Below are 25401 nucleotides of genomic sequence, written 5' to 3'. Positions count from 1 at the left end.
CAGAAGTGAAGGTCGCCGCGATCCGGAGCGCTCAACCCCCATTCGGCCGCGTAGCTTTGGTGCGTACGCCAGCCGCTGAGGGAGCAGTCTTGGCACGGAAGATCGGCAGCCGGTACACCGCGCACCAGATCCTGGGGCGCGGCAGCGCGGGCACGGTGTGGCTGGGCGAGGGGCCGGACGGGCCCGTCGCCGTCAAACTGCTGCGCGAGGACCTCGCGTCCGACCAGGAACTCGTCGGACGGTTCGTACAGGAGCGCAGCGCGCTGCTCGGCCTGGACCATCCGCACGTCGTCTCCGTCCGCGACCTCGTCGTCGACGGCAACGACCTCGCCCTCGTCATGGACCTCGTCCGCGGCACCGACCTGCGCACGCGCCTCGACCGCGAGCGCAGACTCGCCCCCGAGGCGGCCGTGGCCATCGTCGCGGACGTCGCGGACGCGCTGGCCGCCGCACACGCGGCGGGCGTCGTCCACCGGGACGTCAAACCGGAGAACGTCCTCCTCGACATGCAGGGCCCGCTCGGCCCGGGCGGCGCGCACCCCGCGCTGCTCACCGACTTCGGCGTGGCCAAGCTCATCGACTCCCCGCGCCGGGCCTCCGGGGCGCCCGGGACGCGGGCGTCGTCCCCGACCCGGATCATCGGCACCCCCGACTACCTGGCCCCCGAGATCGTGGAGGGCCTGCCGCCGCGGGCCGCCGTCGACATATACGCCCTGGCCACGGTGCTGTACGAGCTGCTGGCGGGCTTCACCCCCTTCGGCGGCGGGCACCCGGGCGCGGTGCTGCGCCGGCACGTCACGGAGACCGTGGTCCCGTTGCCTGGCATCCCGGACGAGCTGTGGCAGCTGATGGTGCAGTGCCTGGCCAAGGCCCCCGCCTCCCGGCTCCGCGCCTCCGAGCTGTCGGCGCGGCTGCGCGACCTGCTGCCGCTGCTGGCCGGCATGCCGCCGCTGGACGTGGACGAACCGGACGACGCCGAGCCGGAGGAACCGGAGGCCGAGGACCTGCCGGCCGACCCGGTCCGGCGCCGGGGCGTGGTCCCGCTGGTCCCCGGTTCCGCCACCGACTCCAACCGCGACACCCACACCTCCATGCGGGTCCCGGGCCCGGACGAGCTGGCGGGCGGGGCGCTGGGCACCGCCCGCGTCCCGCGTCCCGCCGGCGGGCACCGGCCCGGGTCCGCCCGGCACCGCGCCGAGGCCGCGCGCAAGCGGAGGCTGGTGATGTCCGCGTCGGCGGTGGCGCTGGCCGCCGCCGTGGGACTGGGCAGCTGGCTCGCCCTGTCCGGCGACGACGAGGGCCAGGCCCCGCCGCAGGACGGCAAGCGCTCGGCGCCCGCCCGACCGTAGGACACGGCCGCCCGCTACGGGGTCGTGCGCCGGCCCGGACCCCGAACGGGTCCGGGTCGGCGGCCGTCAGGCCGTGACCAGTTCCGGGTGCCAACGGCGGGCCACCGCCGGGTGGGCCCGTACCCAGCCCTTCAGCTCGTTGCGGCCGTACTCGGCGTGCAGCGGGTTCGACGCGTCGTGCGCCACCCCGGGGGCCGTGCGCAGGTACTCCCCGGGGACCGTCTCCACCACCGCGTCCAGCCGCGGGTTGTAGAAGAACGGCACCGAGAACCGCTCCACCGCGCCCGGCGGGCTCACCACCCGGTGGTCGGTCGCCACCAGGTAGCCCTCCGTCGCGATCTCCAGCAGCTCGCCCAGGTTGACCACGAAGGCCCCCGGCATCGGCGGGATGTCGACGTAGCCGCCGTCCCGCACCACCTGGAGCCCGCCCACCCCGTCCTGGAGCAGCAGGGTCAGGAACCCGTAGTCCTTGTGCGCGCCGACGCCCTGATCGGCGCCCGACGGGGCCGAGCCGGGGTAGCGGATCAGCTTCGTGTGCAGGTGGGGGCGGTTCGCGAAGATCGCGTCGAAGGCGTCGGGGGCCGCGCCGATCGAGGCCAGCAGCTCCCGCAGCAGCCGGTGGGCCACCGCCGCCAGCCGGGACTGCCAGGACAGCACCACCTCCCGCAGCTCGGGCAGGGCCGCCGGCCACTGGTTGGGGCCCTCCAGCCACAGGTACGCGGGATCCCCCGGCCCCACCCGCGGCGCGGGCCGTTCCGCGCCGACGTCCAGCTGGTCGCGCCAGTCGGAGGCGCCGCCCGTCAGCTCGTGACCTATGCGTGTGTAGCCGCGGAAGTGCGGGGAGTTCAGATTGCTCACGGCCAGCCTGTCGGCCTCCGGCAGTGCGAAGAAGGCCCTGGTCAGCTCCAGGATCCGAGCGGTTTCCCGCTCGCTGATCCCGTGCCCGGTCAGGTAGAGGAACCCGGTGTCCCGGGCGGCCGCGTGGAGCTGCCGCAGGAAGTCGTCGCGCTGCGCGGGGTCGTCGGCCCGGGAGAGGTCGATCACAGCCAGGGAGGCGGTCGGCGGGGCGGAAGGGGCCACGGGAGAGGCGGCCGCGGAGGAGGAGGGGTGCGCGGACGGCATGACGGCTCCGTTTCGGATGTCACGGGGTCCTGCGCCCCAAAGATGGCGGGGCAGCGGAGGAACGGCAGGTCGGCAGGGGTGGCGCCGGGGCCGCGTGACCGCCGCGTACAGGACCGAAGTCGGATCGGGGTGGATCAGGCTCGTGCGTGTTCCGTCGGCAGACAGCTCGTCGTCGTGACACGCATGTGGTCCACATGGCGGCGCTTCACGAGGAGGAGGACAGTCATACGGTGAGCGTACGCCTGTACCCACCCCCTTCCGTACGTGCCGATCCGGCCTGACCGGAGAGTGCCGTCCGGGGACCGGCTAGGCTGGGCCCGTGGCAGTTGTCGATGTATCCGAAGAGCTGAAGTCCCTCTCCTCGACCATGGGGTCGATCGAGGCCGTCCTGGACCTCGACAAGCTGAGGGCCGATATCGCCGTGCTTGAGGAGCAGGCCGCCGCGCCGTCCCTGTGGGACGACCCGGATGCCGCCCAGAAGATCACGAGCAAGCTTTCGCACCTCCAGGCCGAGGTCCGCAAGACCGAGAACCTGCGCGGGCGCATCGACGACCTCGCGGTGCTGTTCGAGCTCGCCCAGGAAATGGACGACGCGGACACCCTCGCCGAGGCCGAGACCGAGCTGGTCTCCGTGCGCAAGGCGCTGGACGAGATGGAGGTCCGGACCCTGCTCTCCGGCGAGTACGCCGAGCGCGAGGCCCTGGTCAACATCCGCGCCGAGGCCGGCGGCGTCGACGCCTCCGACTTCGCCGAGCGCCTCCAGCGCATGTACCTGCGCTGGGCCGAGCGGCACGGCTACGCGACCGAGGTGTACGAGACCTCGTACGCGGAGGAGGCCGGCATCAAGTCGACCACCTTCGTCGTCAAGGCCCCCTACGCCTACGGCACCCTCTCCGTCGAACAGGGCACGCACCGGCTCGTCCGGATCTCGCCCTTCGACAACCAGGGCCGCCGCCAGACCTCCTTCGCGGGCGTCGAGGTGCTGCCGGTCGTCGAGACGAGCGACCACGTCGAGATCGACGAGACCGAGCTGCGCGTGGACGTGTACCGCGCCTCCGGTCCCGGCGGCCAGGGCGTCAACACGACCGACTCCGCGGTGCGCATCACGCACCTGCCGACCGGCATCGTCGTCTCCTGCCAGAACGAGCGCTCGCAGATCCAGAACAAGGCCAGCGCGATGAACGTGCTCCAGGCCAAGCTGCTGGAACGGCGCCGCCAGGAGGAGAAGGACAAGATGGACGCCCTCAAGGACGGCGGAAGCTCCTGGGGCAACCAGATGCGCTCCTACGTCCTGCACCCGTACCAGATGGTCAAGGACCTGCGGACGGAGTTCGAGGTCGGCAACCCGCAGGCGGTCCTCGACGGCGAGATCGACGGCTTCCTGGAGGCCGGGATCCGCTGGCGCAAGCAGCAGGAGCAGTCCGCGTAACGGACTTCCCGCGAGGCGGGGCCCAGCACGGTACGACGCGAGGAAGGGCCCGGACACCGTGGGTGTCCGGGCCCTTCCCCATTCCGTGTGATCGGGACGTGTCGCGGGCTAGGCGGCCTGCGCCGCCAGCGCCAGCGCCGCGACCAGCACCACCAGAAGCGCGATGAGTGTCACCGGGTTCAGCCCGGCGAAGGGGTTGCCCTCCTGCTGGAGGTGCTTCCGGTTCGCCCGGCACACCGGGCACCGGCCCTGGCTGACGGGCGCGGCGCAGTTCGCGCACACGAGCCGGTCATAAGTCATGCGCTCCTCCTCTCGTCCCCTCGTACAACGGCACAGGGACCGAGTCCGTTCCCTCTACCACTGTGCCGGCTCCGAGGGCATTCGGCGCGGCCCGTCCGGGCAATCACGATCGGGCTGCGGGGGTACCCGGGGATTATTCGGGCAACTGAGGTGGCCGGGTCCACACCCACCGTCCGTTCGCGTATGGTCACGCACACCTACTCCCGGCGACCCCGTGGTGCACCCGTGATCCGATTCGACAACGTCTCCAAGTCCTACCCGAAGCAGAACCGGCCCGCACTCAGAGATGTCTCCCTGGACATCGCCAAGGGCGAGTTCGTCTTCCTGGTCGGCTCCTCCGGCTCCGGCAAGTCCACCTTCCTGCGCCTCGTCCTGCGCGAGGAGCGGGCCAGCCACGGCCAGGTGCACGTCCTGGGCAAGGACCTCGCCAAGCTCTCCAACTGGAAGGTCCCGCACATGCGGCGCCAGCTGGGGACGGTCTTCCAGGACTTCCGGCTGCTGCCCAACAAGACGGTCGCCGAGAACGTCGCCTTCGCGCAGGAGGTCATCGGCAAACCGCGGGGCGAGATCCGCAAGGCCGTCCCGCAGGTACTGGAACTCGTGGGCCTCGGCGGCAAGGAGGGCCGGATGCCCGGCGAGCTGTCCGGCGGCGAGCAGCAACGCGTGGCCATCGCCCGCGCCTTCGTCAACCGTCCGGCCCTGCTGATCGCGGACGAGCCGACGGGCAACCTCGACCCGCAGACCTCCGTCGGGATCATGAAACTGCTGGACCGGATCAACCGGACCGGCACCACCGTCATCATGGCGACGCACGATCAGCAGATCGTGGACCAGATGCGCAAGCGCGTCATCGAACTCGAACAGGGCCGACTCGTGCGCGACCAGTCGCGCGGCGTCTACGGCTACCAGCACTGAAAGGCCCCTGAGACGTCATGCGCGCCCAGTTCGTCATGTCGGAGATCGGCGTCGGCCTCCGCCGCAATCTCACCATGACCTTCGCGGTCATCATCTCCGTGGCCCTGTCGCTGGCCCTGTTCGGTGGCTCCCTGCTCATGCGCGACCAGGTGAGCGCGATGAAGGGGTACTGGTACGACAAGGTCAACGTCACGGTCTACCTCTGCACCAAGAACGACGCCCTGGAGGCCGCCGGGACCGCGGCCGCCGGCCCGCCCGCCGCCGGCGGCGCGTCCGACGCGGTCGGCTCGCCGCGCGCCTGCGCCAAGGGGGCCGTGACGCCCGAGCAGCGCCAGGGCATCGAGACCGAGCTCAAGGCGATGACGCTCGTCCAGACCGTCACGTACGAGTCCTCGGACGAGGCGTACAAGCACTACAAGGAGCGCTTCGGGCACACGGCACTGGCCTCGGTCGTCACCCCGGACCAGATGCCCGACTCCTTCCGCGTGAAGCTGAAGAACCCGGAGAAGTACGAGGTCATCACCTCCGCCTTCACGGGCCGCGACGGGGTTCAGTCGGTCGCCGACCAGAGCTCGCAGCTCGACAACCTCTTCAAGCTGCTCGGCTACCTCAACTGGGCGGCCCTCGGCATCATGTTGATCATGCTGGTCGTGGCGCTGCTGCTGATCGTCAACACCGTGCGGGTTTCCGCCTTCAGCCGAAGGCGGGAAACGGGCATCATGCGGCTCGTCGGCGCCTCCAGCTTCTACATCCAGGTCCCGTTCATCATGGAGGCGGCCGTCGCCGGCCTCATCGGGGCGGTCCTGGCCTGCGTGATGCTGGGCACCGGCCAGTACTTCGTGATCGACCACGGCGCCGCGCTCCGCGACAAGCTCGAACTGATCAACTTCATCGGCTGGGACGCCGTCCTCACCAAGCTGCCGCTGGTGCTGGTCATCGGGCTGCTGATGCCCTCGCTGGCCGCCTTCATCGCGTTGCGCAAGTACCTGAAGGTGTGACGAGCGCCCCCTGTGAGGTACGTCCAACCCGCCGTGCCACGGCGGGCCTTGTCCTAGACTCGGCGCCATGCCGGGTCTGCCCGCTCACCGTCTCCGGCCCCGCGACCTGCGTCGTGGGGCCGTCCTGACGTTGGTGTTCGTGACCTCCGTCGTCGCCGCCGCGAGCACCGGCCACCGGGACGCCGCGCATGCCGGCGCCCTCGCCCGTACGAGTGTTCCCGCGCGGGCCGCCGCCTCCGGGCCGACGCCGGGCCCCGCGCCCGCCGCCGTCCCCGACGCGCCCCGGGCGAGCGGCACCGCCGACCGGGAGGCCGTCGCCCGGGCCGCCGCCGAGGCGGTCGCCGAGGGCAAGTCCGGCAAGAAGGCCGCCCAGGAGGTGGTCAGCCGCAGCGGGGACCGCTGGGGCATCGTCTACGACCGGGGCGAGTACGCCGCCTTCGCCGAGGACCTCGACGGCCGGTGGACCGGGGTCGGGCTCTGGGCCGAACGCACCCGCGAGGGCTGGATCCGCGTCGACCGCGTCCAGGCCGCCGGCCCCGCCGCCCGGGCCGGCCTGCGCGCCGGGGACCGACTGCTGAGCGTGGACGGGCGGGCCGTCACCGGCCTCGCCGTGGTCGACGTGGTGGCGCTGCTGCGCGGCGAGGCCGGCACACCGGTGGTGCTGCACCTCAGCCGGGACGGCGCGGACCTCACCGAGACCGTCCGCCGGGAGCAACTGCGCGCCGAGCCGGTGACGGTGCGCCGGCTCGCGGACGGGGTCACCGTCATCAAGGTCGACTCCTTCACCCGCGGCTCGGGGGAGCGGGTGCGGGCGGCCGTCCGCGAGGCGCCGCCCGGCGCCGGCGTCCTGCTGGACCTGCGCGGCAACCCGGGCGGGCTGGTCGCCGAGGCGGTGACCGCGGCCTCCGCGTTCCTGGACGGCGGGCTGGTGGCGACGTACGACGTACGGGGCTCCGAGCGCGCCCTGTACGCCGCCCCGGGCGGGGACACCGGGCGGCCCCTGGTCGCCCTCGTCGACGGCGGCACGATGAGCGCGGCCGAACTCGTCACCGGCGCCCTCCAGGACCGCGGCCGCGCGGTCACCGTCGGCACCCGCACCTTCGGCAAGGGCTCGGTGCAGATGCCCACGGAGCTCCCGGACGGCTCGGTGGCCGAGCTGACCGTCGGCACGTACCGCACGCCGGCGGGCCGCAGCCTCGACGGCGGCGGCATCACCCCGGACCTCGCGGCCCGCGAAGGGGCCGAGGAACGGGCGCGCAAGGTATTGGGTGGCCTCGGGGTGGGTCCGTAGTGCGAAAATGACCGCACTATGGCTAAGGAAACAGGGCGCAAGATGATCGCCCAGAACAAGAAGGCGCGGCACGACTACACGATCATCGACACCTATGAGTGCGGTCTCGTGCTCACGGGCACCGAGGTCAAGTCCCTGCGTCAGGGCCGGGCCTCGCTGGTGGACGGGTTCGTGTCGGTGGAGAGCGGCGAGGCGTGGCTCTACAACGTGCACGTGCCGGAGTACAGCCAGGGCACCTGGACCAACCACAGCGCGCGGCGCAAGCGCAAGCTCCTCCTGCACCGCGAGGAGATCGACAAGCTGGACTCGAAGACGGGGGAGACCGGCAACACGATCGTGCCGCTCGCCCTCTACTTCAAGGACGGCCGGGCGAAGATCGAGATCGCGCTGGCGAAGGGCAAGAAGGAGTACGACAAGCGGCAGTCGCTGCGCGAGAAGCAGGACACGCGCGAGACGAACCGGGTGATCTCGGCCGTCAAGCGCAAGGAGCGGGGCCGGCTCTAATGTCCTGGCACGCAGTGGTCCACTTCGCGTACGATGGCGTCAGCACCACGCGCTTGCGGGTGGCGCCGGTCGAGCGGGACGCATGGAGAGCGCCCGCTGGATCTCAATAACTGAACAGCGTGAAACATGGGGATGATCGGTTTCGACAGCGGCTGTCGATGTAGGGGAAGCGAGCCGAGGAAGCGGCAATGATCTCGTTAACCATATGTCGCAAACAATAATCGCCAACTCCAAGAGCGATAACTCCCGCTTCACCCTCGCTGCCTAATAACAGTGAGCTGAAGCCTCTGTGAGGAGCGTCAGCCCGGAAGTGGTCCCGGTCCGGATCCTGGCGTCAATTAGGGATCTAAACCTCTAACTCCGGTCACGGGGGATAGAGGGAAATCAAACAGTGACTGAGCCCGTCGGAGACTTGTCCGTGTGATCTCCGGGGCCGAGAAAAGCGCAGCGGAATGCGCTCGGAGAAGCCCTACTTCTGCACCGTTGGACGCGGGTTCGATTCCCGCCATCTCCACCACCCCATGTAGGCGAAGGCCCCGCAGCTCCTGGCTGCGGGGCCTTCGTCATGTCCGGGCGGGGTCAGTAGTGATACCGGGCCTTGAGGATCTTCACTTCCTTCTCGTCCGCCCGGTACACGAGGCGGTGCTCGTCGTCGATGCGGCGGGACCAGTAGCCGGACAGCTCTCCCTTCAGGGGCTCGGGCTTGCCGATGCCGGTGAACGGGTCGCGTTGGATTTCCCCGATCAGACGGGTGATCCTGCGAGCCATTTTCCGGTCGGACGCGAGCCAGAAGAGGAAGTCCTCCCAGGCGTCGGAGTCGAAGTGGACGCTCCTCACTCCTCGCCTCCGGCCAACTCCCGAAGCTCATCGAGGGATGTCACCGTCGTGGGCGCACCCTCCCGGTCGCGGGCGACGGCCTCCATCAGCCGCCGGGCGTTGGCCGGGGAGCGCAGCAGGTAGACGGTCTCCTGCCAGGAGTCGTAGTCGTCGGCGGACATGAGGACGGCGTCGCCGCCGCGCGACGTGATCCGCACCGGGTGGTGGTCGGTGTTGACGCGTTCGATGAGGGGGAAGAGGTTGGCCCGTGCTTCGCTGGCGCTCATGGACATGATCACTCCTTCTCGTTCGTACCAGTTTACGGTACGAGACCGGTACCGTGAACTGGTACCTATCTGGAAGGGGGTCTCCTCTTCCTCCGGTTCCGGTGCTCCTCGGTGCTCCTCGAAGGTAAAGGCCCCGCAGCTCCTGGCTGCGGGGCCTTCGTCATGTCCGGGCGGGGTGGGGGACCCCTGCGGGGGTCAGGTCAGCAGAAGGGGACCTTGTTGAGGTTCTGGGCGTAGCGGGCGGCGATCCAGCCGGTGCCGTCGGCGAGTTTGTACCAAATCGTGTTGCCGTCGACCTTTTGGCCGTTGACCTTGCACTGGAGGGCCACGACCGTGCCGGTCGGCGCCTTGCCCTTCTCGGCGTAGTTGGTGCCGGGGCCGGAGCGGATGCCGAGGCCCTTGCCGGGCGAGATGATGCGGGCCTTCGGGGTCTTCTTGCCGTGTCCGTCGTGGCCCGGCTTGTTGTGACCGGGCTTGCTGTGGCCCGGCTTGTCGTGGCCGGGCTTGTCGTGACCGCCGTGGCCGTTCTCGCACTTCTTGCAGGCGCCGGGCTTTCCGGTGTCGCCCTTGTCGCCCTTCGGGCCGCGTTCGCCCTTCTCGCCGCGGTCGCCCTTGGGGCCCTGGGGGCCGTCGGACGGGCCGCGGTCGCCCTTCGGGCCGCGGGGGCCCGCCTCGCCGCGGGGACCGGCGGGGCCGCCCCGGCCGGTGTCGCCGCGGTCGCCCTTGGGGCCGCGTTCGCCCCGTTCGCCGCGGTCGCCCTTCTCGCCGCGGGGGCCGCCCGACGGGCCCTGGTCGCCCTTCGGGCCCTGCGGGCCGGTGTCGCCGCGGTCGCCCTTGGGGCCGCGTTCGCCGCGTTCGCCCTGGTCCCCTTGGTCGCCCTTGTCGCCCTTGTCGCCCTTGTCGCCCTGCGGGCCGGGGCGGCCCGGCTTGCCGTGGTGACCGTCGTGGCCCGGCCGGCCGTCGTCGCCCTTGGGGCCCGTCACCGGGGTGGACACCGCGAACAGGGCCGACTCCTCGGAGCCGGCGGCCCATTCGCCGCCGTCCAGGGTGGCGCCCTCGGGGGCGTCCGCGTCCACGTGCAGCGCCACCGCGAGCCGGGTCCGGGTGTTCGCCGGGAAGGTGAAGCCCGCGCGGGTTCCCGCGTCGCAGGTCAGCAGGCGGGCGTCCGACGAGCGCTCGCACGAACCGGCCGCGCGGTCGCCGTTCCAGTAGACGCGGGCCTCGGGGAACGTCGTCCGCTCCGGAGCGGTGATGCGGAAGGTGCTGCTGCGCGTCGCGTCCGCCCCGCCCGCGGCCGAGATGACCACGCGCCCCGTCGTGCCGGGAGCGATCGAGGGGACGTACGGCTGGGAGAAGCGCAGGTCCGAGGCGGCGGCCAGGGCCGGCGCGGCCGGCAGCAGGCAGCCGGCGGTGACGGCGGCGACGAACAGGGCGGCGGGCACGGAACGGGAAGCAGGCAAGGGGTGTTCCTCCGCAAGGGGAAGGGCGTCGGGGGGAAGGCCCCCCAGTTATGGCCGATCCCGCGCGGCGGTGGTGCGTACCACGCGGGAGTGATCACTCGGCCGCCGGATCAAATCGTCCCGTCACGGCGGCGAGCAGGGCCAACAGGGCGGCCGCGGCGGGCAGCAGGTACGCCGTCGTCGTGCCGAGGCGGTCGACGGTCAGGCCCGCCGTGGCCGAACCGACGGCGATGCCGCCGAGGATGGCCGTGACGGCCAGGGTCAGCCCCTCGTTCAGCCGCTCCCGCGGGGTGGCCCGCTGGACCAGGGCCATCGCGGTGACCATCGCCGGGGCCGTCGCCGCGCCCGCCAGCAACAGCGCGCAGCCCAACAGGGCGAGGGACTCGGCGCGGGCCGCGATCCAGGGCAGCGCCATCGCCGCGGCCAGGGCGAGCAGGCACGTGCGCAGGCTCCGGGGCCGGCGGGTGCCGTAGAGCAGCCCGGCCGCGCAGGAGCCCGCCGCTTGGAGGGCGAGGACCGGGCCGGTGGCGGCGCCGAGCCCCTGCGCGCCGAGGTGCGCGATCGAGGTGACCTCCATCGAGCCGAACACGACCCCGGTGGCGAGGAACAGCCCGAGCAGCGGCAGCAGCCGGCGCGCCGGGGAAGGGCCGGCGCCGGTCACGGGCCGGGCGGCGGCGGCCGGCGGCTCCGTGGCGCGGTGCGCGGTGAACACCGCCATCCCGGTCAGCAGCAGGACCGCCGCGACGAGGGTGCCCGCCTCCGGGAAGAGCGCCGTGCACAGGAACGCGGCCGCCACCGGGCCGAGCAGGTAGCAGAGTTCGTCGGCGGCCTGTTCGAAGGACATCGCCGTGTGGTGCGAGGCCGGGGGCAGCAGGTGGGTCCAGCGGGCCCGGGACATGCCGCCGATGTTGGGGGTGGTGGCGGTGGCCGCGTACGAGGCGAACAGGGTCCAGGCCGGTGCCTGCGTACGGACGCACAGGACCAGCGACAGCGAGCCGAGGACCGCGACCGCGGTGGCCGGCAGGGCGATCCGGGCCTGGCCGTACCGGTCGACCAGCCGGGCCGTCCACGGGGCGACGAGCGCGGTGGCCGCCAGTCCGGTCGCGGTGACCGCGCCGGCGAGGGCGTACGAACCGCGCTGGCCCGCGATCATCAGTACGGCGCTGATCCCGAACATGCCCATCGGCAGGCGGGCGATCAGGTTCCCGGCGGTGAAGCCCCGGGCGCCCGGCACGGCGAACAGCCGGCGGTACGGGCCCGGCGGGCGGGTACGGCGGGTGGCGGGGGCGACGGGGCCGGGGCGGCGGGGGGACAGGACCAGGGTGCTGCCCGTCACGGCCATGAACGGGGTCTTCTGCGGCATGCCACGAGCCTGCGGCCCGCACCGGCCCGCGGTCCAACACCTGTTCGGGGGCCATTCACCGCTCCGAGTTGTTAATCTCCGGGGATGACCACCCGCGATGTCGACCCCCGGCTGCTGCGCGGCTTCGTCGCCGTCGCCGAGGACCTCCACTTCTCCCGCGCCGCCGCCCGCCTCCACGTGGCCCAGCAGGCGCTCAGCCGCGATGTGCGCCGCCTCGAACTCCTCGTCCGCGCGCCGCTGTTCGCCCGCACCACCCGGGCCGTGGAACTCACCCCCGAGGGCGAGCGACTGCTCCCGTACGCCCGCGAGGTGCTGCGCGCGCACGAGGAACTCGCCGCCGCCTTCACCGGGCCGCCCCGCGCCCTCCTCGTCGACGTCAACACCGACGGCCCCGGCACCGGCCGCAGCGTCCTGGAACGCGCCCGCGAACTCGCCCCCGGCTGCGAACTGATGGCCCGTTTCGAGAGCGGCCTCACCCACGCCGCCGGGGAGGTCGTCGCCGGCCGGCTGGACGTCTCCTTCGGCTACGCCGCCGGCCTCGACCCGGCGCTGCGCTCCCGCCTCGCGCACCGGCCCGTGCGGTACGAACCCCTCGCCGTGCTGCTGCCCGACGGGCACCCGCTGGCCGCGCGGGACGACGTACCACTGGCCGCGCTGGCCGGGGAGACCGTGTACACGGGGGCCGGGAACCCGCGCACCGCGGAGTGGACGCGGCTGGCCGGCGAACTGTTCGCCGGCCGGGGCATCCACGCGGCGCCGCCCGCCCCGGTCGCCGTCGGCAAGGAGGAGTTCGGCCGGGTGATGGCCAAGACCCGCAACCCGGTCCTGGTCACCGTCGGCTTCGCCGACATGCCCGGAGCCGTCAAACGGCCCCTCGTCGACCCCGTCCCGCTGTCCCCGCTGGCCATGGTGTGGCGCACGGACCTGCGCCACCCCGGCCTCGACGCCCTGCTGCGGGCCGTCGAGGAACTCCAGGGCCCGGCCGGCTGGCTGGACGTCCCCCCGGGCAGCTGGCTCCCCGCCACACTCACACCGGGCCCCGGCGGCGGGTGAGTGCACGGTATCCCGCCGGTCATCCGGCGGGGACCGGGGCCGAAACGCGCCCTTCCTACCGTCGGACCAAGGACGCGAGAGCTGTGGAGGCGAGTGATGACCCGTACGACCGCACCGCGCGAGGGGGGCCGCTGGATCGAGCGGTGGGACCCCGAGGACGAGACGTTCTGGAAGGAGACCGGGGAGCGGACCGCCCGCCGCAACCTCCTCTACTCCGTCCTCTCCGAACACATCGGCTTCTCCATCTGGTCCATGTGGTCCGTGATGGTCCTCTTCATGGGTCCCCGCTACGGCATCGACCCCGCCGGGAAGTTCTTCCTCATCGCCACCGCCACCTGCGTCGGGGCCCTGGTGCGCGTGCCCTACACCTTCGCCGTCGCCCGCTTCGGCGGCCGCAACTGGACCGTCGTCAGCGCCCTGCTGCTCCTCGCGCCGACCGTCGCCGCGCTCTTCGTCATGGAGCCCGGCACCTCGTACGCCACCTTCGTGGTCGTCGCCGCGCTCACCGGGGTGGGCGGCGGCAACTTCGCCTCGTCGATGACGAACATCAACGCCTTCTTCCCGCTCCGCAAGAAGGGCTGGGCCCTCGGCCTCAACGCGGGCGGAGGCAACATCGGCGTCCCCGTCGTGCAGCTCGCCGCCCTCCTCGTCATCGCGACCGCCGGGGCCGACCGGCCCCGGCTGCTGCTCGCCGCCTACCTGCCGCTGATCGTCGCCGCGGCCGCCCTGGCCCTCGTACGCATGGACAACCTGGCACCCGTGCGCAACGACGCGGGCGCCGTCCGGGAGGCGGTCCGTGAGGCCCACACCTGGATCATGGCGTTCCTCTACGTCGGCACCTTCGGCTCCTTCATCGGCTACAGCTTCGCCTTCGGCCTGGTGCTCCAGACCCAGTTCGGCCGGACCCCGCTCCAGGCCGCGTCGCTGACCTTCATCGGACCGCTGCTCGGCTCCCTGGTGCGGCCCGTGGGCGGCGCGCTCGCCGACCGGCTCGGCGGCGCCCGGATCACCCTGGCCTGCTTCGTGGCGATGGCGGCGGCGACCGGAGTGGTCGTCCTGGCCTCCGTACGGGCCTCCCTGCCCGTGTTCCTGATCGGGTTCGTCGCCCTGTTCGCGCTCAGCGGCGTCGGCAACGGCTCCACCTACAAGATGATCCCCGGGATCTTCCAGGCGAAGGCCCTGGCCCGCGGAATGGACGGCGAGGACGCCGCCGCGTACGGCCGCCGGCTCTCCGGCGCCGCCATGGGACTGATCGGGGCCGTCGGCGCGCTCGGCGGACTCGCCATCAACCTGGTGTTCCGGGAGGCGTTCGCCTCCTCCGGCTCCGGCACCGCCGCCTTCGTCACCTTCCTCGGCTTCTACGCGGCGTGCTGCGCCGTCACCTGGGCGGTATACCTTCGCCGCCCGGCGGCGGTACCGGCACCCACCGCCGGAACCGAGGCGAAACCGCAGCTCACCGCCGTGTGACGGCACCGGCGCGGCGGGCGGCGTTACGGCGCCGAAATGCGGTGGAACCGAGTCCGACACGCCGGCTTGGCAGGCTCGGTGCGCGCGGCCGGACACCCCGATCCGATCGGGGGACGGGACACCCCGACCCCCTCGGGGACGGGAGACTCCACCGCGTACGAGACACCCCACCCCACCCGGGAAGGCCCAGCGGGCCCCGGGCACGGCAGCCGAGGCAGGTCACAACGATGGACGACGACCACGAGGGCGACGACGCGACGCACGGCGGACGGGCCGCGGACGCGGGCGGGAGCGCGGGCGGGAGCGCGGACGGGGGTTCGGCCGGGGGCGGGCGTCGGGCCGCCGGTGGCGCGGCCCGAGCGGGCGGGGGAGGGGCCGGAGGAGCGGCCGTTCCCACCGGACCGCTCGCCGGGTTCACCGTCGGGGTCACCGCCGCTCGCCGGGCGGACGAGTTCATCGCGCTGCTGAAGCGGCGCGGGGCGGTCGTCATCCACGCGCCCGCCCTGCGGATCGTGCCGCTGGCCGACGACAGCGAGCTGATGGCCGCGACCAAGCAACTCGTCGACAGCCCGCCGGACGTCGTCGTCGCGACCACCGCCATCGGCTTCCGCGGCTGGATCGAGGCCGCCGACGGGTGGGGCATCGGCGAGGACCTGCTGGCCCGGCTCCGGGCGAGCGAACTCCTCGTACGCGGACCCAAGGTGAAGGGCGCCGTACGGGCCGCCGGGCTGGTGGAGTCCTGGTCACCGGCGTCCGAATCGCTCGCCGAGGTCCTGGACCGGCTGCTCGACGGCGGCGTCGCCGGCCGCCGCATCGCCCTCCAACTCCACGGCGAACCCCTCCCCGGCTTCGTCGAGGCGCTGCGCGCCGGCGGCGCCGACGTGGTCCCCGTACCCGTCTACCGGTGGATGCCGCCGGAGGACCTCGCCCCGCTGGACCGACTGCTCGACGCGGTGGCCGTGGGCGCCGTCGACGCCCTCGGCTTCACCTCCGCGCCCGCCGCCGCCTCCCTGCTCTCCCGGGCCGCGGAACGCGGACTGCGGGAGGCCGTGCTGGAGGCGCTGCGCGGGCCCGTCCTGGCCGCCTGCGTGGGCCCGGTCACCGCGCTGCCGCTACAGGCGGAGGACGTCCCCACCGTCCAGCCCGAACGCTTCCGGCTCGGACCGCTCGTCCAACTGCTCTGCCAGGAACTGCCCGGGCGGGCCCGGGTGCTCGCCGTGGCCGGACACCGGCTGGAGATCCGCGGACACGCGGTGCTCGTCGACGCCGAGCTGCGGGCGGTGCCCCCGGCCGGCATGGCCCTGCTCGCGGCGCTGGCCCGGCGGCCCGGCTGGGTGGTGTCCCGGGCCGACCTGCTGCGGGCCCTGCCGGGCGCGGGCAGCGACGAGCACGCCGTCGAGACGGCGATGGCCCGACTGCGGGCCGCCCTCGGGGCGCCGCTGCTGATCCAGACGGTGGTCAAACGCGGCTACCGGCTGTCGGTGGACGCCGGCGGCGAGGACCGCTTCGCGGAGCGGGGGTGAGGGCGGGGCGCCCTGCCCGTGAGCCGGCCGGGCCGGGGCCTGGGCAGGGCGGGGCGGTTCCGTTAGCGTGCTCGGATGATCGTTGACGGGGTGGGGATGAGGGGCGTCACGCTCGACGACGCCGCCGGGCTGGCCGACGTACTGGCCAGCAACCGCGCGTACATGGCGCCGTACGAGCCCCGGCGCGCCCCGGAGTTCTACACCGAGGGGGGCCAGCTGGAGCGGCTGCGGACCCTGCTCGCCGACCGCGACGCCGGGCGGGCCCTGCCGTACGTCCTGACCGCCGACGGCGCCCCGATCGGGACGATCAACCTCGGCAGTCTCGTCCGCGGCCCGCTGTGCAGCGGCGGCGTCGGCTACTGGATCGACCGGGCGTGGGCCGGCAAGGGGATCGCGACGGCCGCCGTCGAGGAGGTCTGCCGGATCGCCCGCGACGAGGCCGGGCTGCACCGCGTCGAAGCCGGCACCCTGGTGGACAACCTCGCCTCCCAGCGGGTCCTGGCCAAGGCCGGCTTCACCGCGTACGGACTCGCGCCCCGCTACCTCCACATCAACGGGGCCTGGCGCGACCACGTCCTCTTCCAACGCCTGCTCCACGACGACCCGCCCGCCCCGTAGCCCCCCTCGCGGGGGGTTCCGCATCGCCCCCGCCGACGGCACTCTGGGGAGGCGGCTCCCGGCGACCGAGGCGGTGACGGGCATGTGGTTCGAGTCCGGACGGGTCTGTCTGGCCCTGCTGGCCACCTTCACCCCCCACGGGGACACCGAAGGCCTCCGCGACGGCGACGAGCTGCGCCTGTGGCTCGTCGGCGCCGGCCTGGTGCCCGACCGGACCCCGCTGGGAGGCCTGGGCCCCGACTGGGTGGCCGCGTTCCGCGGCCTGCGCGACGACGTCGACCGCCTCGTCCGCGCCGCACTCAATGGCCGGCCCCCCGCCGAGGACGCCCTCGCCCGGGTCAACGCGGCGGCCGCGGGCCCACCCCCGGGCCTGTGCGCCGTCCGGGACCGTGAGGGCCACCTCGTACGGGAACTGTGCGGCGGCGTCGAATGCGCCGGCCTGCTCGCCGCGGTGGCCCGCGACGCCGTCGAACTCCTCACGGAACCCGGCGACATGGCCCTGCTCCGCGCCTGCGCGGGCGACGGCTGCGCCCGGGTCTACCTGGACACCTCCCGCGGCCACCGCCGCCGCTGGTGCAGCAGCGAACTCTGCGGCAACCGCGAACGCGTGGCCCGCCACCGCCGGAGGGTGGCGGGGGTGGCGGGGGCGGGGTCGGGCTGACGACGGGTGGGCGGCGCACCTCGGGGCGGGGGGGGTCGGGAAACCCCCGAAGGAACGGCATGGGGGACGGATGGGCAGGAACGGGTCCGTCCCCTCGTCTCATCGTTGAGAGACCCGCTCCCCACCCCCTCCCCTCAAACCCTCCCCAACCCGCCCAAGTCCGATCCCGCTCCCCCCGCCCCGATCCGCGCAATTCGTCCGGCGCGCGGAACCGGCGTGCGGACAGGGGCTGGATTCGCGTACGGTTGACGGTCGCCCATGCACGTCAGAAGGGGGCCTTGGTGGCCGCGCAGAATGCCGCTGTCGACAGCACGGCGGATTCCGTCCGCGATCGGGAGATCGCGGGCGAGCAGACGCATCTCGACCAGGTGTACCGACGCCTTGAGGAGAAGATCCACGAGGCCGAGTTCCTGGTGAACGACGCCGCCAAACGGGGCCAGGTCGGCACGCCCGGCGCGCTCGCCGAGCGCGACGCGCAGGTGTTCCGCGCCGGGATCCACCTCAACCGGTTGAACAACGAGTTCGAGGACTTCCTCTTCGGACGGATCGACCTGGTCCAGGGCAAGGACGGGGAGCGCGGCGCCGACGGCGCCTTCACCTCCGTCGAGCCCGCCGACGACGCGATCCGCCCGGACCTCACCGCCGACATCGCCGAAACCCTGCACATCGGGCGCATCGGCGTACTCGACACCGACTACGCGCCCCTCGTCATCGACTGGCGCGCCCCCGCGGCCGCGCCGTTCTACCGGTCCACGCCCAAGGACCCCGGCCGTGTCGTGCGGCGGCGCGTGATCCGGTCCAAGGGCCGCAAGGTGCTCGGTGTCGAGGACGACCTGATGCGTCCCGAGGTCACCGCCACCCTCGACGGCGTCGAGCTGCCCGCCATCGGCGACGGGGCGCTGATGGCCGCCCTCGGTCGGGCGCGGACGCACTCCATGCGCGACATCGTCTCCTCCATCCAGGCCGAACAGGACCTGGTCATCCGGGCCCCCGCCGCGTCCGTCGCCGAGGTGGCGGGCGGGCCCGGCACCGGGAAGACCGCCGTCGCCCTGCACCGGGCGGCGTACCTGCTCTACCAGGACCGGCGGCGCTACTCCGGCGGCATTCTGATCGTGTCGCCGACCCCGTTGCTCGTCGCCTACACGGAGGGCGTGCTGCCCTCCCTCGGCGAGGAGGGGCAGGTCGCCATCCGGGCACTCGGCTCGCTCGTCGACGGGGCCGAGGCGACCACGTACGACGATCCGGCCGTCGCCCGGATCAAGGGTTCCTCCCGGATGCTCAAGGTGCTCCGCAAGGCCGTACGGGGCGCCCTGGAGCTGGGCGACGCGCCCGATCGACTGCGCGTCGTGGCCTTCGGACGGCGTCAGGAGCTGGAGTCCGCCGAGCTGAACCGGATCCGGCAGAACGTGCTCGGCGGGACGGCGCCGGTGAACCTGCTGCGCCCGCGCGCCCGCAAGCTGCTCCTCGACGCCCTCTACTCGAAGTCCGGCGGCGCGGGTCGGCACAGCGACCCGGAGCTCGCGGCCGAGCTGCGGTCCGCGTTCGACGAGGACATCTCGACGGAGGACGACTTCATCGGGTTCCTGAACGCCTGGTGGCCCGAGCTCACCCCGCGCAAGGTCCTCGCGGCGATGGCCGACGAGCGGCGCCTCGGCCGTTGGTCTCGCCGGGACCTGAACCCGCGCGAGACCCGGCAGCTGGCGCGCTCCCTGCGCCGGGTCGGCCCGGACGGCAAGGGTCCGCTGTCGGTGCACGACGTGGCCCTGCTGGACGAGCTCCAGCAGCTCCTCGGCGCGCCGGCGCGGCCCAGGCGCAGGCGGGACATGGATCCGCTGGACCAGCTCAGCGGGCTGGAGGAGCTGATGCCGACCCGCGAGGAGACCCAGTGGGAGCGGGCGGAACGGATCGCGGCCGAGCGCACCGAGTACGCGCACGTGATCGTCGACGAGGCCCAGGACCTGACGCCGATGCAGTGGCGGATGGTGGGCCGGCGGGGCCGGATGGGCACCTGGACGGTGGTCGGTGACCCGGCGCAGTCCTCGTGGACCGATCCCGAGGAGGCGGCCGCCGCCCGGGACGAGGCGTTGGGGCGCAGGCCGCGCCGGCGCTTCACGCTCACGGTGAACTACCGCAACCCGGCCGAGGTGGCCGAGGTCGCCTCGCGGGTGCTGAAGCTGGCGATGCCGGGCATGGAGCCGCCCACCGCGGTGCGCTCCACCGGCCTGGAGCCCCGCTTCGCGGTGGCCGGCGCCGACCTGGGCGCGTCCGTCCGGGAGGAGACCCGGCGGCTGCTGGAGCAGGTGGACGGCACGGTCGGCGTCGTCGTCGCCATGGAACGCCGGGCGGAGGCGGCCGGCTGGCTGGCCGACCTCGGGGAGCGTGCCGTGGCGCTGGGCAGCCTGGAGGCCAAGGGCCTGGAGTACGACGCCACGGTGGTGGTCTCCCCGGCGGAGATCGCGAACGAGTCCCCGGCCGGCCTGCGCGTCCTGTACGTGGCGCTCACGCGCGCGACGCAGCAGCTGACGGTGGTCTCGGCGCCGGGCGACCGGCCGGGCCCGGACGGCGTCGCGGAGCTGCTGCGGCCCTGAGGGGCGAACCCGGTACGCCAACTCGGTACGCCAACTCGGTACGCCAACCCGGTACCCGAACCCGGTACGCGAACCCCGGCCCCGTACGCCGCCCGCGTCCCGGGGCCGGGTTCCAGCCGCCCGCCCCCGGGTCGGCTTCCCGGGCGGGGCCGGATGGCCCGCGGCCAGGAGCGTGATCGGGCGATCGAACCCGCTGGAGGGGGATCGCATTCGGCGAACCTTTGTTAGCCTGGTCAGGACACCGGCTCGATCCAAGCCCCCGGGCCCAACCTTCGTCGCCCAGAGCGACCACTTGCCGCGAGGCGAGCATGGCGGGTCGGTGTCTTAGACGGAACACCAGGTCCGCGCCCTCCACCCAGTGGGGGGCGCGGACCTGTTTTGTGTTAATCCACCATTCCGCCCGCCCTGACTCTCTCGTATGGTGGAAGAGTTCTTCCGAAATTTGTAGCTGGTTACCTTTTACCGGCTGGTAGGTGGGACGATCGGACAACGGGACCCGTCACACCTGTCGTGTGCGGGCCCCGTGTACAGCGAAATCAGGGACAGAAGAGGAACACGGCCATGGCAACGGCGCCCAGCGTCTCGTATTCGATGACGGTCCGCCTGGAAGTGCCCGCGAGCGGAACCGCGGTCTCCCAGCTCACCACCGCCGTGGAGTCTTCAGGGGGCTCGGTCACCGGCCTCGACGTGACCGCCTCCGGCCACGAAAAGCTCCGCATCGACGTCACCATCGCCGCGACCTCCACCGCGCACGCCGACGAGATCGTCGAGAAGCTGCGCGGCATCGAGGGCGTCAGCCTCGGCAAGGTCTCCGACCGAACCTTCCTGATGCACCTCGGCGGCAAGATCGAGATGGCGTCCAAGCACCCCATCCGCAACCGTGACGACCTCTCGATGATCTACACCCCGGGCGTCGCCCGCGTGTGCATGGCGATCGCCGAGAACCCCGAGGACGCCCGGCGCCTGACCATCAAGCGCAACACCGTCGCAGTCGTGACGGACGGCTCCGCCGTGCTGGGCCTGGGCAACATCGGCCCGATGGCCGCCATGCCGGTCATGGAGGGCAAGGCGGCCCTCTTCAAGCGCTTCGCCGACATCGACGCCTGGCCGATCTGCCTGGACACCCAGGACCCCGACGAGATCGTGGCCGTCGTCAAGGCCATCGCCCCGGGCTTCGCCGGCATCAACCTGGAGGACATCTCCGCACCGCGCTGCTTCGAGATCGAGGCCCGGCTGCGCGAGGCCCTCGACATCCCCGTCTTCCACGACGACCAGCACGGCACCGCGATCGTCGTCCTCGCCGCGCTGACCAACGCACTTCGCGTCGTCGGCAAGGCAGTTGGTGACGTCAAGGTCGTCATGTCCGGCGCCGGCGCCGCCGGTACGGCCATTCTGAAGCTGCTCCTCGCGGCGGGCGTCAAGAACGCGGTCAGCGCCGACATCCACGGTGTCGTGCACGCGGGCCGTCCCGACCTGGTGGACGCGGCGGCCGATTCCCCGCTGCGTTGGATCGCGGACAACACCAACCCCGAGGGCTACACCGGCACCCTCAAGGAGGCCGTGGTCGGCGCCGACGTCTTCATCGGCGTCTCGGCCCCCAACGTGCTCTCCGGCGAGGACGTCGCGGCCATGGCCGAGGGCGCCATCGTGTTCGCGCTCGCGAACCCGGACCCCGAGGTGGACCCGGCCGTCGCCCGCCGGACGGCGGCCGTCGTGGCCACCGGCCGCTCGGACTTCCCGAACCAGATCAACAACGTGCTGGTCTTCCCGGGCGTCTTCCGCGGTCTGCTGGACGCCCAGTCCCGCACCGTGAACACCGACATGATGCTGGCCGCCGCCACCGCCCTCGCGGACGTCGTCGGCGAGGACGAGCTGAACGCGAACTACATCATCCCGTCGGTCTTCAACGACAAGGTCGCGGGCGCGGTCGCCGGAGCGGTCCGCAAGGCCGCCACCGCCGGCCAGTAGCCTCCCGGACGGGCTCGGCGGCCACCACGGGCCCGCCGGGCCCGTTCGGCGTGCCTGACGGCGCGTGGGGCGGTGCGTGCGGCGCCGCACGCACCCGCCGCGTGCCGTCACGGCCGTACGGGCGGCTCGTGGCCGACAGGCGGGGCCCGGGGCCCCGTTCGGCCCCTCGGGCCGGCCTCCGTCGGCCCGCCCCGCGGACCGCCCCCCGCGCGCCGTTCCGGCCGCCCGTTCGGGCGCTCCGTCCGAACGGCCGCTGCCGGACGGTCCCACGACTGTCCGAAGACCCGTTCGAAGCGCGTTCCGGCCGCCGTTGTGACGGGCCCCACGCCCGCGTCCCGGCGCGTCGCGGGATGCGGGCCCGGCGGGCCGCCTCTAGGGTTGCGGGGATGCCCGCGTGGCTCGCGGTCCGCATCCAACCGGATGGCCTCCGGTGCGGACGGAGCGTCACCGCGGCGTGACTGTGGCGCTTTTCGTGTGACCCTGGCGGGTGCCGGATTGGCTTTCCCGCCGCTGGTGGGGGCAGGATGCGTAACCGGGCGAGAGGGTCTGACGTTCAGACCCGGGTCCGGGGACTGTCCGAGGGCCCTGGCAGCATCGGCTTCGATCTCACGCCTCTAAGGCAAGTTGAACACGGGAGTACAACATGAACCGCAGTGAGCTGGTGGCCGCTCTGTCCGAGCGCGCCGAGGTGACCCGCAAGGACGCCGACGCCGTTCTGGCCGCGCTCGCCGAGACCGTCGGCGAGATTGTCGCCAAGGGCGACGAGAAGGTCACCATTCCCGGCTTCCTGACCTTCGAGCGCACCCACCGTGCCGCTCGCACCGCGCGCAACCCGCAGACCGGCGACCCCATCCAGATCCCGGCCGGCTACAGCGTGAAGGTCTCCGCGGGCTCCAAGCTCAAGGAAGCCGCCAAGGGCAAGTAGCACCGCCCTTGTGCCGAGGGCCGCAGAGGCCCTCGGGACGGCAGTGGTACGTAGAACGCCGAAGGGCGGCCACCCCCGCGGGGGTGGCCGCCCTTCGGCGTTTCCGGGGCCCCGTGGGGCCCCGGACGGGATCAGGCGGGGATCAGACCAGGTCGCCGTTCGGCAGTTCGACCTTCGCGCCCAGCTCGACGAGCTTCTCCATGAAATTCTCGTAGCCGCGGTTGATCAGGTCGATGCCGTGGACGCGCGAGGTGCCCTCGGCCGCCAGCGCCGCGATCAGGTACGAGAACCCGCCGCGCAGGTCGGGGATGACCAGGTCGGCGCCCTGGAGCTTCGTGGGGCCGGACACGACCGCCGAGTGCAGGAAGTTGCGCTGGCCGAAACGGCACGCGCTGCCGCCCAGGCACTCCCGGTACAGCTGGATGTGAGCACCCATCTGGTTCAGCGCCGAGGTGAAACCGAGGCGGGACTCGTAGACCGTCTCGTGGACGATCGACAGGCCCGAGGCCTGGGTCAGGGCGACGACCAGCGGCTGCTGCCAGTCCGTCTGGAAGCCCGGGTGGACGTCCGTCTCCAGGTGAATGGCCTTCAGCGGGCCGCCCGGGTGCCAGAAGCGGATGCCCTCGTCGTCGATCTCGAACGCGCCACCGACCCGGCGGAACGTGTTGAGGAAGGTCATCATCGAGCGCTGCTGCGCCCCGCGGACGTAGATGTTGCCGCCGGTCGCCAGGGCCGCGGAGGCCCACGAGGCGGCCTCCAGGCGGTCCGGGAGCGCCTTGTGGTTGTAGCCGCTGAGGCGGTCGACGCCGGTGATGCGGATGGTCCGGTCGGTGTCGACGGAGATGATCGCGCCCATCTTCTGCAGGACGCAGATGAGGTCTTCGATCTCCGGCTCGACGGCGGCGTTGCTGAGCTCGGTGACGCCCTCGGCCAGTACGGCCGTCAGCAGCACCTGCTCGGTCGAGCCGACCGACGGGTAGGGCAGGCGGATCTTGCATCCGCGAAGGCGCTGTGGGGCCTCCAGGTACTGACCGCCCTCGCGCTTCTCGATGGTCGCGCCGAACTGGCGGAGCACGTCGAAGTGGAAGTCGATCGGCCGGCCGCCGATGTCGCAGCCGCCCAGGCCCGGGATGAAGGCGTGGCCGAGGCGGTGCAGCAGCGGGCCGCAGAAGAGGATCGGGATCCGGGAGGAACCCGCGTGCGCGTCGATGTCGGCGACGTTCGCGCTCTCTACGTGGGTCGGGTCGAGCACCAGCTCGCCCGGCTCCTCGCCGGGGCGCACGGTCACGCCGTGCAGCTGCAGGAGCCCGCGCACGACCCGGACGTCACGGATGTCGGGGACGTTGCGCAGACGGCTGGGTTCGCTGCCGAGGAGTGCGGCGACCATGGCCTTCGGCACGAGGTTCTTCGCGCCGCGGACACGGATCTCGCCCTCGAGCGGGGTTCCGCCGTGAACAAGCAGTACATCGTCGCTGATGCCGGTCATGGATCTCGCGTTCCGGAGAGGGATGGGCAGGGGATCAGTGGCAAGGGTAAGGGGCACCACCCCCTTGTTCGCATGGCTGACGCGGCCGTAGGACTGTCATGAACCCGGTACGGCACCCTGTGTGCGCGGCAAGTAGCGGAGCGTTCACTTCCGGGGGATTTCGCCGCGCGCGCTCCTCGCTGCCGCCGTGCGCCCTGAGCTGCGCACGATCCGATACCGCCGTCCGCTCCCCCTGAAGGGCGATTGTGCGGGATCATGTCCGCATGACCGAGGTGTCCTCCCTCACAGGGCGGTTGCTCGTGGCCACCCCAGCCCTCGCGGACCCGAATTTCGACCGCGCGGTCGTCCTGCTGCTCGACCACGACGAGCAGGGCTCCCTCGGCGTCGTCCTCAACCGGCCCACCCCGGTGGACGTACGGGACATCCTGCTGCCGTGGGCGCCGCTCGCCGGAGACCCCGGGGTGGTGTTCCAGGGCGGGCCGGTGGCGCTCGACTCGGCCCTGGGGGTCGCCGTGATCCCGGGTGAGGAGGGGCCGCTCGGGTGGCGCCGGGTGCACGGAGCGATCGGCCTCGTCGACCTGGAGGCGCCGCCCGAACTGTTGGCGGCGGCCCTGGGGGGCCTGCGCATCTTCGCCGGTTACTCCGGATGGGGCCCCGGTCAGCTGAAGGTCGAGCTGGGCGACGGGGCCTGGTACGTCGTGGACTCCGAGCCGGGCGACGTCTCCTTCCCCGACCCCGAACGGCTGTGGCGGGCGGTGCTGCGCCGCCAGCGCAGCGACCTCGCGATGGTCGCCACCTATCTGGACGACCCGTCGCTGAACTGAGCCCGGTGGCGTTCAGTACCCTGGCTTTATGAGCACTCTTGAGCCCGATCGCGGGACTGGTACGGGGACCCTCGTAGAGCCGACGCCGCAGGTCTCCCACGGCGACGGCGACCACGAGCGCTTCGCCCACTACGTCCAGAAGGACAAGATCATGGAGAGCGCGCTCGGGGGCACCCCCGTCGTCGCGCTCTGCGGCAAGGTCTGGGTCCCGGGCCGCGACCCGAAGAAGTACCCGGTCTGCCCCATGTGCAAGGAGATCTACGAGTCCATGGGCGCCGGCGGCGACAAGGACAAGGGCGGCAAGGACAAGTAGGAAGGTCCTCGACCCCTCCGCCGAAGGTCCCCGGGTGCGCGGATGCGCGCCGGGGGCCTTTTGTGTGCCCGTGACGGGGGTTAGTGTCGGCGCGACGAGCATCCTGCGGAACGTGCGTTGCGCAGGGTGCAACACGCTGGC

General features: G+C 72.6%; 23 protein-coding genes and 1 other RNA gene. 17 read left to right on the top strand and 7 right to left on the bottom strand.

Annotated features, from left to right (window positions below; translation table 11 throughout):
* The first annotated feature begins 89 nt into the window (after positions 1-89).
* Positions 90-1349, top strand: a complete 1260-nt coding sequence (locus ACZ4XJ_RS10765) for a serine/threonine-protein kinase (RefSeq protein ID WP_362881669.1) — start codon at positions 90-92, stop codon at positions 1347-1349.
* Between the two features lie 66 nt (positions 1350-1415).
* Here the strand turns inward: ACZ4XJ_RS10765 and ACZ4XJ_RS10760 are convergent, their stop codons facing one another.
* Positions 1416-2471 (bottom strand): isopenicillin N synthase family dioxygenase, encoded by a 1056-nt coding sequence (locus ACZ4XJ_RS10760; RefSeq protein WP_468495902.1) that lies wholly within the window; start codon positions 2469-2471, stop codon positions 1416-1418.
* A 319-nt stretch (positions 2472-2790) separates the two neighbouring features.
* On the opposite strand from ACZ4XJ_RS10760, the gene prfB reads away from it, so the two are divergent.
* Positions 2791-3900: a peptide chain release factor 2 gene (gene prfB, locus ACZ4XJ_RS10755; protein WP_362881665.1), complete on the top strand. Its 1110-nt coding sequence runs from the start codon at positions 2791-2793 to the stop codon at positions 3898-3900.
* A 108-nt stretch (positions 3901-4008) separates the two neighbouring features.
* Here the strand turns inward: prfB and ACZ4XJ_RS10750 are convergent, their stop codons facing one another.
* On the bottom strand, positions 4009-4200 hold the full coding sequence (locus ACZ4XJ_RS10750) for a hypothetical protein (protein ID WP_468495901.1): 192 nt from the start codon (positions 4198-4200) through the stop codon (positions 4009-4011).
* A 225-nt stretch (positions 4201-4425) separates the two neighbouring features.
* Between ACZ4XJ_RS10750 and ftsE the strand changes: the two genes are divergently transcribed.
* From ftsE to ssrA, 5 genes are all read left to right on the top strand, one after another.
* Positions 4426-5115, top strand: coding sequence for a cell division ATP-binding protein FtsE (gene ftsE / locus ACZ4XJ_RS10745; RefSeq protein WP_030240478.1), 690 nt, complete (start codon positions 4426-4428; stop codon positions 5113-5115).
* Between the two features lie 17 nt (positions 5116-5132).
* Positions 5133-6113, top strand: coding sequence for a permease-like cell division protein FtsX (ftsX, locus tag ACZ4XJ_RS10740; RefSeq protein WP_362881661.1), 981 nt, complete (start codon positions 5133-5135; stop codon positions 6111-6113).
* Positions 6114-6180: 67 nt separating this feature from the next.
* Positions 6181-7404 carry a S41 family peptidase gene (locus tag ACZ4XJ_RS10735; RefSeq protein WP_468495900.1) on the top strand — a complete coding sequence of 408 codons (1224 nt, stop codon included), beginning with the start codon at positions 6181-6183 and terminating at the stop codon, positions 7402-7404.
* Between the two features lie 18 nt (positions 7405-7422).
* Complete coding sequence (gene smpB, locus ACZ4XJ_RS10730) at positions 7423-7908, top strand: SsrA-binding protein SmpB (protein WP_362881658.1); 486 nt, start codon at positions 7423-7425, stop codon at positions 7906-7908.
* A 128-nt stretch (positions 7909-8036) separates the two neighbouring features.
* Positions 8037-8425, top strand: a transfer-messenger RNA (tmRNA) gene (gene ssrA, locus ACZ4XJ_RS10725).
* A gap of 62 nt (positions 8426-8487) precedes the next feature.
* Here ssrA and ACZ4XJ_RS10720 read toward each other — a convergent pair.
* The 4 genes from ACZ4XJ_RS10720 to ACZ4XJ_RS10705 form a co-directional block, all read right to left on the bottom strand.
* Positions 8488-8745, bottom strand: a complete 258-nt coding sequence (locus ACZ4XJ_RS10720) for a Txe/YoeB family addiction module toxin (protein ID WP_319198016.1) — start codon at positions 8743-8745, stop codon at positions 8488-8490.
* The gene (locus ACZ4XJ_RS10715) at positions 8742-9017 is read right to left on the bottom strand and encodes a type II toxin-antitoxin system Phd/YefM family antitoxin (protein ID WP_362881654.1); all 276 of its coding nucleotides are present in this window, start codon (positions 9015-9017) and stop codon (positions 8742-8744) included. Before ACZ4XJ_RS10715 ends, ACZ4XJ_RS10720 begins: the two co-directional genes overlap by 4 nt.
* Before the next feature lie 194 nt (positions 9018-9211).
* Entirely contained in the window at positions 9212-10471 is a 1260-nt protein-coding gene (locus ACZ4XJ_RS10710; protein WP_468495899.1) for an SH3 domain-containing protein, read from the bottom strand.
* A gap of 94 nt (positions 10472-10565) precedes the next feature.
* Positions 10566-11834, bottom strand: coding sequence for an MFS transporter (locus ACZ4XJ_RS10705; RefSeq protein ID WP_468495898.1), 1269 nt, complete (start codon positions 11832-11834; stop codon positions 10566-10568).
* Positions 11835-11918: 84 nt separating this feature from the next.
* Here ACZ4XJ_RS10705 and ACZ4XJ_RS10700 point away from each other — a divergent pair, with 84 nt between their 5' ends.
* The 8 genes from ACZ4XJ_RS10700 (at position 11919) to ACZ4XJ_RS10665 (ending at position 22637) form a co-directional block, all read left to right on the top strand.
* A complete protein-coding gene (locus tag ACZ4XJ_RS10700; RefSeq protein ID WP_362881649.1) occupies positions 11919-12887 on the top strand; it encodes a LysR family transcriptional regulator in 969 nt (322 codons plus the stop codon).
* 96 nt (positions 12888-12983) lie between these two features.
* Positions 12984-14354, top strand: coding sequence for a nitrate/nitrite transporter (locus ACZ4XJ_RS10695; protein WP_362881647.1), 1371 nt, complete (start codon positions 12984-12986; stop codon positions 14352-14354).
* 227 nt (positions 14355-14581) lie between these two features.
* Positions 14582-15877, top strand: coding sequence for a uroporphyrinogen-III synthase (locus tag ACZ4XJ_RS10690; protein WP_468495897.1), 1296 nt, complete (start codon positions 14582-14584; stop codon positions 15875-15877).
* 75 nt (positions 15878-15952) lie between these two features.
* Positions 15953-16495, top strand: a complete 543-nt coding sequence (locus ACZ4XJ_RS10685; RefSeq protein WP_468495896.1) for a GNAT family N-acetyltransferase — start codon at positions 15953-15955, stop codon at positions 16493-16495.
* Between the two features lie 82 nt (positions 16496-16577).
* A complete protein-coding gene (locus ACZ4XJ_RS10680) occupies positions 16578-17156 on the top strand; it encodes a CGNR zinc finger domain-containing protein (RefSeq protein WP_362881643.1) in 579 nt (192 codons plus the stop codon).
* A 281-nt stretch (positions 17157-17437) separates the two neighbouring features.
* Positions 17438-19744, top strand: a complete 2307-nt coding sequence (locus ACZ4XJ_RS10675) for a HelD family protein (RefSeq protein WP_468495895.1) — start codon at positions 17438-17440, stop codon at positions 19742-19744.
* A 561-nt stretch (positions 19745-20305) separates the two neighbouring features.
* A complete protein-coding gene (locus tag ACZ4XJ_RS10670; protein WP_362881640.1) occupies positions 20306-21712 on the top strand; it encodes an NAD-dependent malic enzyme in 1407 nt (468 codons plus the stop codon).
* A 643-nt stretch (positions 21713-22355) separates the two neighbouring features.
* A complete protein-coding gene (locus ACZ4XJ_RS10665) occupies positions 22356-22637 on the top strand; it encodes an HU family DNA-binding protein (RefSeq protein WP_007264399.1) in 282 nt (93 codons plus the stop codon).
* A 142-nt stretch (positions 22638-22779) separates the two neighbouring features.
* On the opposite strand, the gene murA is transcribed toward ACZ4XJ_RS10665, so the two are convergent.
* Positions 22780-24123 (bottom strand): UDP-N-acetylglucosamine 1-carboxyvinyltransferase, encoded by a 1344-nt coding sequence (gene murA, locus ACZ4XJ_RS10660; protein WP_362880443.1) that lies wholly within the window; start codon positions 24121-24123, stop codon positions 22780-22782.
* 263 nt (positions 24124-24386) lie between these two features.
* Here murA and ACZ4XJ_RS10655 point away from each other — a divergent pair, with 263 nt between their 5' ends.
* Together ACZ4XJ_RS10655 and ACZ4XJ_RS10650 are read left to right on the top strand one after the other, a co-directional pair.
* Entirely contained in the window at positions 24387-24947 is a 561-nt protein-coding gene (locus ACZ4XJ_RS10655) for a YqgE/AlgH family protein (protein WP_468495894.1), read from the top strand.
* Positions 24948-24975: 28 nt separating this feature from the next.
* Positions 24976-25260: a DUF3039 domain-containing protein gene (locus ACZ4XJ_RS10650; protein WP_281211013.1), complete on the top strand. Its 285-nt coding sequence runs from the start codon at positions 24976-24978 to the stop codon at positions 25258-25260.
* Positions 25261-25401: the final 141 nt, after the last annotated feature.

This window comes from Streptomyces sp. NPDC029836 (assembly GCF_055574495.1).
This window is presented reverse-complemented; position numbering and strand designations above follow the sequence as displayed.

Bases quoted from the DNA above. Each gene is read 5' to 3' on its own strand.
- ACZ4XJ_RS10760 (WP_468495902.1), bottom strand. From the start codon at position 2,471: ATGCCGTCCGCGCACCCCTCCTCCTCCGCGGCCGCCTCTCCCGTGGCC.
- ACZ4XJ_RS10750 (WP_468495901.1), bottom strand. From the start codon at position 4,200: ATGACTTATGACCGGCTCGTGTGCGCGAACTGCGCCGCGCCCGTCAGC.
- ftsX (WP_362881661.1), top strand. From the start codon at position 5,133: ATGCGCGCCCAGTTCGTCATGTCGGAGATCGGCGTCGGCCTCCGCCGC.
- ACZ4XJ_RS10735 (WP_468495900.1), top strand. From the start codon at position 6,181: ATGCCGGGTCTGCCCGCTCACCGTCTCCGGCCCCGCGACCTGCGTCGT.
- smpB (WP_362881658.1), top strand. From the start codon at position 7,423: ATGGCTAAGGAAACAGGGCGCAAGATGATCGCCCAGAACAAGAAGGCG.
- ACZ4XJ_RS10715 (WP_362881654.1), bottom strand. From the start codon at position 9,017: ATGTCCATGAGCGCCAGCGAAGCACGGGCCAACCTCTTCCCCCTCATC.
- ACZ4XJ_RS10705 (WP_468495898.1), bottom strand. From the start codon at position 11,834: ATGCCGCAGAAGACCCCGTTCATGGCCGTGACGGGCAGCACCCTGGTC.
- ACZ4XJ_RS10700 (WP_362881649.1), top strand. From the start codon at position 11,919: ATGACCACCCGCGATGTCGACCCCCGGCTGCTGCGCGGCTTCGTCGCC.
- ACZ4XJ_RS10695 (WP_362881647.1), top strand. From the start codon at position 12,984: ATGACCCGTACGACCGCACCGCGCGAGGGGGGCCGCTGGATCGAGCGG.
- ACZ4XJ_RS10690 (WP_468495897.1), top strand. From the start codon at position 14,582: ATGGACGACGACCACGAGGGCGACGACGCGACGCACGGCGGACGGGCC.
- ACZ4XJ_RS10685 (WP_468495896.1), top strand. From the start codon at position 15,953: ATGATCGTTGACGGGGTGGGGATGAGGGGCGTCACGCTCGACGACGCC.
- ACZ4XJ_RS10680 (WP_362881643.1), top strand. From the start codon at position 16,578: ATGTGGTTCGAGTCCGGACGGGTCTGTCTGGCCCTGCTGGCCACCTTC.
- ACZ4XJ_RS10670 (WP_362881640.1), top strand. From the start codon at position 20,306: ATGGCAACGGCGCCCAGCGTCTCGTATTCGATGACGGTCCGCCTGGAA.
- ACZ4XJ_RS10665 (WP_007264399.1), top strand. From the start codon at position 22,356: ATGAACCGCAGTGAGCTGGTGGCCGCTCTGTCCGAGCGCGCCGAGGTG.
- murA (WP_362880443.1), bottom strand. From the start codon at position 24,123: ATGACCGGCATCAGCGACGATGTACTGCTTGTTCACGGCGGAACCCCG.
- ACZ4XJ_RS10655 (WP_468495894.1), top strand. From the start codon at position 24,387: ATGACCGAGGTGTCCTCCCTCACAGGGCGGTTGCTCGTGGCCACCCCA.
- ACZ4XJ_RS10650 (WP_281211013.1), top strand. From the start codon at position 24,976: ATGAGCACTCTTGAGCCCGATCGCGGGACTGGTACGGGGACCCTCGTA.